Here is an 8,681-nt window from a genome sequence, read left to right on the forward strand (position 1 = left end):
TGCACTGGCTGAGCAGGATATAGGTCGCTACCTAATGCAATGCTACAACTGGACAAGACCACATCAGCACAACGGCCTCGTGCCGCCGGCTGTTGTAGAAGAAAAACTTAAATCACTGTCCGGGAATTGTTGACCACTACACAGGTATGTTGCATGAGTGCTGGGAGCCTTTGCAGCTTCGCGTAACTCCTCAGCACTGATTTCCGGTAAATCAGCGTCGAACATATCTCTCCCATGGTGGTGCTTGAGCTGGGAGCAAGTATCCCAGTTCAAGGCGTGTGGCACCACTCAGCCAAAGAATCAGCCCCCTGCAGGCGCAAACATCAGAGACCGCGATGCATAGAACTTCTGATAATCCTCATCAGATAGCATTGCGACCTCGGCGATCGACTGGATCTGTTCAATCGCTTGCTTGGCCGAAGAGTCGAATTCTGTATTCCCCGATGAGCGGGTCACTTCTACGACCTTGAGAACGCCCTCACGATCTAGCTCGATCTTCAGCACAGCTTTCAGCCCGGTCACGTCTCCAGCAGGCCGGCGCCAGTTTTCAGAGATCCGGCGAGCCATGATCGTGTCTACCTGCTCAGGTGAAACTGGATCGCTGGGTACCGCCACGAGCTGGATTGGGGATTCGGAATCACCCAGCTCAAGGCCTGCCACATCACCAAAGGGGTTGTCGTCCACGGGCGCGGGTAATTCACCCGTCGATCCCGCTGCACCTGAAAGCTCGACCTGGGCGATTTCAAGTGGCGCCTCTGGCACGGCGTTGGGGGTTACGTCAGCAGATGAAACTGAGCCTGCTTCATTGTCTTGGTTGAATGCAGCAACGAATGCTTCTTCGTCGATATCAGCCACCTGAACAAGGGCAGTAAGGCCTCGATCGAGCTCACTGATGCGTTGCTTGCTGTCCTTCAGATCGGTTTGGATCAAATCAAGCTTGGACTGAAGGTCCTTCACTCCGGTGGAAAGATCCGCCTGCTGGGCGAGTACCAGCAGGCCAACAAGGGCGGCGGTTGTAACTGAGATAGCGAAAGCGCCCAAGGCGAGGACGAGGGATAGGTAACCGGTTCTGGATTCCACAGCGTAGCTCCGTGATTAGCAATACGGAAAATCTACGCTGGAAGTACCATCGCTTCATCCCAACCCGTTGCAGTTGCTACCCCTCAGAAAACGTAGGTGAGAAACCGCTGGCCAGTCTCGGTATTAAAGAAGACCAGATGATGGATCAAGAGTGGGAAGACATCATGAGGAAGCTCGGCGTCTGGCAGGTCAATGGTCTGCGCAAAAACCTCGGTCCCAAGTGTATTGGTCTGCCTAGAAGCATCAATCCAGGAAACCGCCACTGGGTCATCGACCTCAATGGTGGGCTCGCCTTCGAAGTCGAAACCAAGAATCAGAAGCTGAGTCCAGGAGGGGAAGTCTGTTTCGTAGGTCCCCCAGAGATTGCCAAGGTCCCGTTGAGGGCGAATATTACCCAGCGTGAAGAGCTTGCGCTCAAAATCATAGGGTTCAATCCCAAGGTTGTTCGGGACCTTGAAGCGCACAAGCCTCTGGCCACTAAACTCATCTCGACGGTCAGAAATTAGCTCTTTCAGTCCCGCGATAGCTGCTGCCTTCCCAGAATCCGATATCGACTCTTCATGCAGCTTGGATAGCAAAGCAAGCTGCATGATATCGTCACAGATATGCCCGTGACGTTCCGGCTTATAGCCAGTCACCAGCTCAGCATCCAGTGACGGTGATCTCTCATTTGAATGGCGGAAGAAATAAGAATTCGCACACTCGGACAGGTTCAAATAGTCAGCCTCATTTATCTCGGGCGACTCACGTGCAGACAGAGTAACGAAGCTGATCAGAGAGGCTACCAGAAGGCCGGCAATCGAAAGGGATTTCAGGGACAGCGGATTTACAGGGGTACTCATGTTCGATTCAATTTCAGTGCAAAACGTTAAAACTGACGTGGGCTGGCACCACGCATCTAACACTGTTTAACTATACCCACAAGGGTGCAACCTAGGGTAGCTACCTGTGAAGAAGGAGTCTAACCATGGGTTCTACAAACAAAACCCAACCAGTCACCTCTCATGCCGATAATGAGAATGGCGAGCGCAGCCACCTTACCCGCGAGGCCTTGGCTGATGTTGACTCCGCCCGAGTTCTTGACCATCAAGACGTCCAGTCCTGGGTCGAAGGATTGACTCCTGATGCCACCACGCCGACGCCGAGGCCGACGCCCAACAAATGTTGAAGTGCTCCGGTAAGTTTTGCCTTGTCAGCTGTACCTTAAACACACGCAAGGAAGGCGGTGAATGCTTTCGCGCAGCCCGGTAGCTGAGCACTCTTATGAACGAGCCTTCCCATGGCAGCTTTGTGTCCAGCCGCCTTCCAATGCAGTTAATCAATCCTACTTAGTGGAAATCATTGATGGTTGGGAGTACGCTTAGTTAGTTCGGGATGAACATCTTTTTGTGTTCTTTGATATTCCTTTTAAACGAGACTTACTATGTCAAAACTAGCTGCATTCCGTGAACTTGAAAAACAAATTGCCGAGCTGGAGGCGAAAAAAGAGAAGCTGGCCAAAAGCGAAGAACTGACCAGTGAGCTCGAGTTCACTGACAAACTTAAAGCGCTAGTTGCCGAATATGGTTACTCCCCCGAGCAGGTCATTAGCTTGCTCAACCCGAATGCTGGCACCTCCAGCGAAGGCAAGACTCGTCGCGAGCGTACAGCCAAGACCTATGTGAATCCTCACACTGGTGAGTCAGTCATCACCAAGGGTGGAAACAACAAGACTCTCAAGGCGTGGAAAGCTCAATACGGTGAAGAAGCCGTAAAGAGCTGGGTACAGTAATCACGCTGCCGGCGGTTCGCCGCCGGCAATTCTGTCTACGGCCCAAGCCCTCACCTACAACAGCATCCCTGACTTGCCTCAGCGATTCAATGCGCCTTGTACTTTTTCACCCCATTGGTAGCAATCGAAAATCACGTTTTGAGTATCAAGCTCTAGACCGAAAAAGATAGAGCCCCGATACCTCTCTATCCAATGACGAACATCAGCTCTTGGCTGCCCTGCCACAATCATTTCAGCACTGCTGATGGCGTTTTTTTCCGCCTGCTCGAAAGCCGGAAGCATCAGATCTAGTTCAATGAGTCGGAGCCTAAACCGCTCGTGATATGAGAGAAGCTTCTTCTTAAAATCCAGATTCTGAGTCAGCTTCTCTCCAGGCGTTCGCATCTCTCCCACATCCTTTACGCTGGCGTACAGGCCGACCAGCATAGACTCATACTGCCCCATCACCTGACTAAGTTTGCGGCGCTGGTTAAATGTGAGTTTTCGTGGGGTCTGATTCGCCTGCAAGTCCATTTGGGCTGATCTCCTATCGTTTGTATCGAGGGTTATTGGGGTTGAGCTGATCTGAGTGATTGTCTGCTGCCGCTTTGTAAGCATCGTTATTCGGGTTCAGGGTATTGCTCCGATCGTCATTGCTACCAGGAATCGTCAGGTGCTCGTTCGGGTAGTGGTCTCCAGTACCAAGCCCTGCTTTAACTCGCTTCACCCAGCCAGGGAAAGACGTCGCCGGCCTGTCCAGCATGTATAGGTATCGCCAGAAGTCGTGTTTATCCCCAACATCGAATCCAATGTTGGCCTGCACCGAAGTTGCGAAATGATCAACCTGACACATGCAGGGCTCATCTGGTTTTGCGTATTCGCACGGTTTCCGGATGAGGTAGGGCCTAACGCCACCGAGTGCCTCACACAGGGCGTTGACTGTCTCGAATCTTTTGGGTCTCCCATCCTTCCCCCAAACATGTACGCCTACAGAATAATGCATTGGAGGCAGTAGCTCGTCCCTATACTGGCCTTGCGGCCGAAGCAGCTCAGTTACACGTTTCCAGTTTGGGTAACCCGCTTCAGAGGCGACTTGATCTAGTGCGAAAGCAAGGCTGCATCCTGTTTCGTTGCGGACCTTCTTTGCAGAGCGCTTGAGTTTTTCGACGGCGGTAGCGGTGAGGTGTGGCTGTTGCATGCGAGCTCCAATAGCTGAAGCGGAGATATCCAGTGCCCACTGCTGAATTCCGCCAATTGGAATCAACGCAATATTTGAAGTGCATCGTCCCGGCGAACCAGGTGAGCCAAGGTGGGCAGCACGCGTCGATGAAAGCGCAAATTGATAATACCTGCTTCGTGCCACGTTGCAACAACCTCCTCCTGTGAGCGCACCCCATTAAGTCGCCCCCCGCTATCCGATCGACACACCTGCGGTTCCCCTTTTGATCTCGTTACGTGGTGCAAGGCTGTGTAACGGCGATGTATGGGATCTCTTTCGATATTGAGGCAATACCTGGCTTTCAGGTTGTTACACATTACTGGTGCCCTGTTACGGGGATATCTCTATCTCAAGCACCCTGAGCGGGTATAAGGCGCGTTAATAGGTAGTACCGGAACATTGATTATTTGGGTACTATTCATTTCAATTATTTGTGTTATGTTACGTTACACCGTTATGTAACAGTCTGAAATTTTAGGCACGCAGCCGCACACACCGAATCAGCCCGCCGGGCGCGCAAAAACAGCGCGGCCGCAAGCGCAGCGAGGAATTGGCGATGGAAAACACTGAAAATAGGGAGGCAGTCAGCCTTGAAGAGGTGGCCAGAGCCCATGCTGAGCTGCTGGCTGACGGGATTGAACCCAGTGTGAGAAAGCTGCGATCAAAAATCGGTCGCGGTTCCTATACGACCATCTCAAACCTGAAGAAGCAGGTGGAACTGGGCGGCACAGGGCCTGAAGAGCATGTGAAGCGGTTCGCTCCGGAGTTGTACGCACTCTGCTCGAGCCTGATCGACAATGCCGAACAAGTGGCCACAACAACCTTGGCCAAGCGTGAGCATGAGCTCGATGCACTTGAGGCAAGCGCGAAAGCTCAGATCCAAGATGCTGAATCCAAGGTTAGCAGACTCCACAGAGAGCTGCAGCAAGAGCAAACGTATGTGTTGGAGCTGAAGGCGAGCATCCGATCGCTGGAGGGACAGAACACTGAGCTCGCGCTGGAAAAGCAACAGCTGATCGCCGAGGTATCAGAGCTCCGGACCAAGCACCAGGAGGCCGTAGCCCGGGCTGTAAGAGCAGAGGCTGATGCCGAAAGAGCGCGAACCCAGCGGGACCACTATGAAGAGCGCATGATGACTCAGCGCGAACAGGAGCTTGCCGCTCATCGACTGCAGCTGGACGAGCTGCATATCCGCCTGGACGACTCTAGGAAGGATGTGACCCGGCGAGCTGAAGAGGCCAGCAAAGCGCAAGAGGCCCTACGCTCACTGCAGCATCACCACCTGAGTGTCCGTAATGATGCAGACAAGCTATCTAAGGCACTTGAATCTGCACGAAACGAGCTTAGCGATTCGAAGGTAATGAACGCCGAGCTGGCGAGCCGGATCAGCCAGATGGAGGAAAAGCTCGCAGATGCTTTGATGGCGCATGACAAGACCAGAGAAGAAGCATTGCTACTTCGTCAGGACTGCACTGAGCTGAAGGACGAGCTGCAGAATCTGCATAGCGTGAGGGTAAGCGCTTCGAGCGCTGCAAACCAATGCGTCCAGGCAGTAGCAGAACTGGTTGAGCGTGGCATCGCTGAAGAGGCGAGTGATCATACGCTCGGGAGGCTGCGGACAATTGAATCGAGCCTCCACAGCATCACAGAGGCGCTTGAACTCGCTACGGCTTCCTCTGTAAGAGTGCTGTGACTTGCTCGATACCATCAAGCCAAGCCCCAGTGTCTGCGCAACGCCATGAAAGGAGCCGCTTTAACCTGTTGATGTCATCTACAAGATTCCGGTGGTAGATGGGCTCATGATGGGCTATGCGATTGCGCAACTTTCGAATCTTGTCGAGATCGTCAGCAATTTGAAGACGTCCATCGCTGACTGATGTCCCCGCTGGCATGCCGGGAAAGAGCTTGATCAGGTGCTGATTCCATAAACGATCATCATGCCTTTTGGTGAACATCTTCTGCCAGAAAACAAACTTCATCTCAGGGATAACTTTCCCGGCCGTCTTCTGGCCGGGGAACTTGTTTCTTGCATAAACCAAATCGCCCCGAGGATCAAAGCTGGGATTTTTACCGGGTAAGCTCTGAACAAAACCGGCAGACCATGGCCAAGCGGCACCGTACACTTGGCTGATTGCTTCGGACACCGCATTGCGGATAGCGACTTCAACGATGTGTTGAGGTAGCATGAATGCACAGCTGATCTCAGCGTTCCAGCGATAGAGCTCGATCGCATGCTCCAGGTCACGAATGCCTGCAGTCCTCTGATAGCGGCCCAAGCGGTCCTTGGAAATGACGCCTTCTACGGCCTGTAGATTCACTGCAGTGCTCACCACAACTCCTTGACTTATCCCTATTCCGCTAATAGTATCACTCTCACTAGCTCTGGGACTTGTTGGCTTAAGCCTCCCCCCGGAGACACACGAGAAAAGCTCACTTCGGTGAGCTTTTTTTATGCTTGATAGAAAGCTGCCGTCTCTTGAGTCTGGGGCTAGACCGGTTAGCGCTTCACAGTCAGCCTGGCAACCTCGGCTATCCGTTCATCATCTTGGGCGTTGTAGTAGATGTCCTGGGTGGTAGACATCCGCTTGTGCCGCATATCCATCTGTAGGTTCTTGGGGTTCCGATACGGAGCATCGAACGTGGCACCGGTATGCCTGAACCAGTGCAGCGTAGCCGACCGCAAGGAGTCCACTTCCTCCTCGCTGAAATCCGCCTTGATCATCTTTGCCAGAGCCCGATCGAGGACTTTCTGAACGTCACGCCGGATCTGTCTCGCAGTCAAACCGGATCTTCCAGACTTCGTGCGCAACAGCGGCTCGGTCTCACCAGGTGATGGAGTCGGTGGCAGGTTCAGGTGGCGGCGGTACCGCGCCAGATAAGTCATACAGTCGGGCTTGACCGCGACCTTGTCATGAACGTTGCCCTTGCCGACAACGTGGTACCACCAGCCGTCATTACCTTTGACGAAGCACCCCATCGTCGGCTGCCATCCTGCGTTGCCAGCAAGGTCACTGACCCGCAGGTAGCAGGAGATCATCATTACGATAATGAAGAGGGTTCGCTCGAAGGTGGCCGGAGATTCATCAGCCATCTCCTCGGCGGTTTCAATAACGAATTCCCATTGCAGCTTAGTGATTGCCTTGGACTTAGGGATCTGCAGCGTGCGACTCGTCCACTGGCTCTTGTTCTTACCCAACTGCAGGCACGGATTGGTGCTCATGAGCAGCTCGTTATTGCAGAAGCTGAAGAGGGAGTTCATCGCCGCATAGACTTGGCGGATCGAACCAGCAGACATGGAGAACGCCGGCGCCGGCAGCTCGGTTAAATTCTCGGCTGCAAGCTTGGCCTTGGATTTGGGAACACGCTTCGAGAAAGGCCGCCATTCCGCGTTGGGAATGAACACCCCCTCGCTCAAAATGAAACGGCCCTTGATGGCTGTTCCGATCCATTCCGGGTCGGGGTTGCAGCAGAAGTCCAGAAAAGCTTCTACGTCGCTGCGCAGCAGCTCCCTGAAGGGCTTTTTCCGCTTGAGCCAACACCACATGAGCAAGCGTTCAACCTGCGTCCTGTAGTTGTTGTAGGTGGTCTCAACGCGAGAATTGGATTTGAGGAATCCGCGCGCCGCACGGTAATCGCCCCATACATCCACTGACCCATCGAAACTGTTGAGGTATCTGACTAGCTCGGGCCGATCAGCAAGATACTGGTCCTCGCTGCAGCTGATGAACTCGGCACGGGTATCAAAGATTGGGGTGAACACGGTGAGTCTCGGAACCTAAAAGAGGAGTAGGGAGTATAGACCTGCCAAGGGCAAGTTTACCCTCCCTCGGGTTGGCTTAACTGAGGCTTCGCAGTACCGCCTCAAGAGGACTCTCGCAGATTGCGTCCATCATCGCCGGCTTAACATCTTGGGGCTCAAAGCCCGTAATGCCTTTGGCCAAGAACAGGGCACAAACCTCCTCGTCGGTGACGTGCCCCTGTTCAGCAAGTCGAGCCCGTTTCTCTTCGTAAACTTTCTCAGCGGCCTCGTTCCAAGCCCACTGACGTCGTGGTCGATACATGCTAACTCCTGATTGTCATGTTTAAGGGGACGATAACGCCCCCTTGATGAAAATCACTGAGCGCGTGGATTGAAGCGTTAATCAGCCAGAGCAGAAAAGCCGGGAAGCAATTGAGGAAGCAATGGCAAAAGCCTCTCCCGAGTCAAAGGCTTCACAATGATGCCGCTAGCTCCACACTCCATCGCCAAGTTGTGCACTGACTCGTCCTTGGAGGAGGTCACGACAACAATCGGTACGATGCTCAACTCAGAGCTTTCACGGCGGATCTCATCAACGATGGCAACGCCGTTATGCAGATCACCAATGTGTACATCCATGAAAATCACATCAGGGATATTCGAGAGGGCGGCCAGCTTAAAGTCATGAGGCGTACCACATACCGTCACATTGTCGAAGAATTGCTCTGCCACGCACTGAGCAACGTAGGCATCTGTAGTGGTCTACTAATCCCGGACACCAAGTTAGGCGGTAGAATCGCCATCAGCGAGGTGTTCAATGAGCAAACAACGTCGATCCTTTTCGGTCGAGTTCAAACATGATGCAGCGGCCTTGGTCGTCGACCAAGGCTATA

10 protein-coding genes are annotated in these 8,681 nt (G+C 53.2%); 3 read left to right on the plus strand and 7 right to left on the minus strand.

Translation table 11 applies throughout. The annotated features are described in order from the left end of the window. Positions 1 to 300 precede the first annotated feature (300 nt). Both AC13EY_RS00060 and AC13EY_RS00065 read right to left on the minus strand, forming a co-directional pair. Complete coding sequence (locus AC13EY_RS00060) at positions 301 to 1,080, minus strand: energy transducer TonB (RefSeq protein WP_233048393.1); 780 nt, start codon at positions 1,078 to 1,080, stop codon at positions 301 to 303. Positions 1,081 to 1,163: 83 nt separating this feature from the next. Then, positions 1,164 to 1,922, minus strand: a complete 759-nt coding sequence (locus tag AC13EY_RS00065; RefSeq protein WP_233048392.1) for a hypothetical protein — start codon at positions 1,920 to 1,922, stop codon at positions 1,164 to 1,166. Positions 1,923 to 2,047: 125 nt separating this feature from the next. On the opposite strand from AC13EY_RS00065, the gene AC13EY_RS00070 reads away from it, so the two are divergent. Together AC13EY_RS00070 and AC13EY_RS00075 are read left to right on the plus strand one after the other, a co-directional pair. Further along, the gene (locus AC13EY_RS00070; protein WP_233048391.1) at positions 2,048 to 2,248 is read left to right on the plus strand and encodes a CopG family transcriptional regulator; all 201 of its coding nucleotides are present in this window, start codon (positions 2,048 to 2,050) and stop codon (positions 2,246 to 2,248) included. Between the two features lie 255 nt (positions 2,249 to 2,503). Then, the gene (locus AC13EY_RS00075) at positions 2,504 to 2,851 is read left to right on the plus strand and encodes a histone-like nucleoid-structuring protein, MvaT/MvaU family (RefSeq protein ID WP_233048390.1); all 348 of its coding nucleotides are present in this window, start codon (positions 2,504 to 2,506) and stop codon (positions 2,849 to 2,851) included. A gap of 78 nt (positions 2,852 to 2,929) precedes the next feature. On the opposite strand, the gene AC13EY_RS00080 is transcribed toward AC13EY_RS00075, so the two are convergent. Continuing rightward, on the minus strand, positions 2,930 to 3,364 hold the full coding sequence (locus AC13EY_RS00080) for a hypothetical protein (protein WP_233048389.1): 435 nt from the start codon (positions 3,362 to 3,364) through the stop codon (positions 2,930 to 2,932). A gap of 13 nt (positions 3,365 to 3,377) precedes the next feature. Beyond that, positions 3,378 to 4,028, minus strand: coding sequence for a hypothetical protein (locus tag AC13EY_RS00085; RefSeq protein ID WP_233048388.1), 651 nt, complete (start codon positions 4,026 to 4,028; stop codon positions 3,378 to 3,380). A 577-nt stretch (positions 4,029 to 4,605) separates the two neighbouring features. Here AC13EY_RS00085 and AC13EY_RS00090 point away from each other — a divergent pair. Further along, positions 4,606 to 5,742, plus strand: a complete 1,137-nt coding sequence (locus tag AC13EY_RS00090) for a DNA-binding protein (RefSeq protein ID WP_233048387.1) — start codon at positions 4,606 to 4,608, stop codon at positions 5,740 to 5,742. Here AC13EY_RS00090 and AC13EY_RS00095 read toward each other — a convergent pair. The 3 genes from AC13EY_RS00095 to AC13EY_RS00105 all read right to left on the minus strand — a co-directional run bounded on the left by AC13EY_RS00095 (position 5,714) and on the right by AC13EY_RS00105 (position 8,520). Then, on the minus strand, positions 5,714 to 6,379 hold the full coding sequence (locus tag AC13EY_RS00095; RefSeq protein ID WP_233048386.1) for a hypothetical protein: 666 nt from the start codon (positions 6,377 to 6,379) through the stop codon (positions 5,714 to 5,716). The genes AC13EY_RS00090 and AC13EY_RS00095 overlap by 29 nt on opposite strands. A gap of 167 nt (positions 6,380 to 6,546) precedes the next feature. Beyond that, positions 6,547 to 7,809 (minus strand): tyrosine-type recombinase/integrase, encoded by a 1,263-nt coding sequence (locus AC13EY_RS00100; protein ID WP_233048385.1) that lies wholly within the window; start codon positions 7,807 to 7,809, stop codon positions 6,547 to 6,549. A 378-nt stretch (positions 7,810 to 8,187) separates the two neighbouring features. Next, a complete protein-coding gene (locus tag AC13EY_RS00105) occupies positions 8,188 to 8,520 on the minus strand; it encodes a response regulator (RefSeq protein ID WP_482875791.1) in 333 nt (110 codons plus the stop codon). Between the last annotated feature and the right edge of the window lie 161 nt (positions 8,521 to 8,681).

This window comes from Halopseudomonas sp. L-58 (assembly GCF_056859475.1).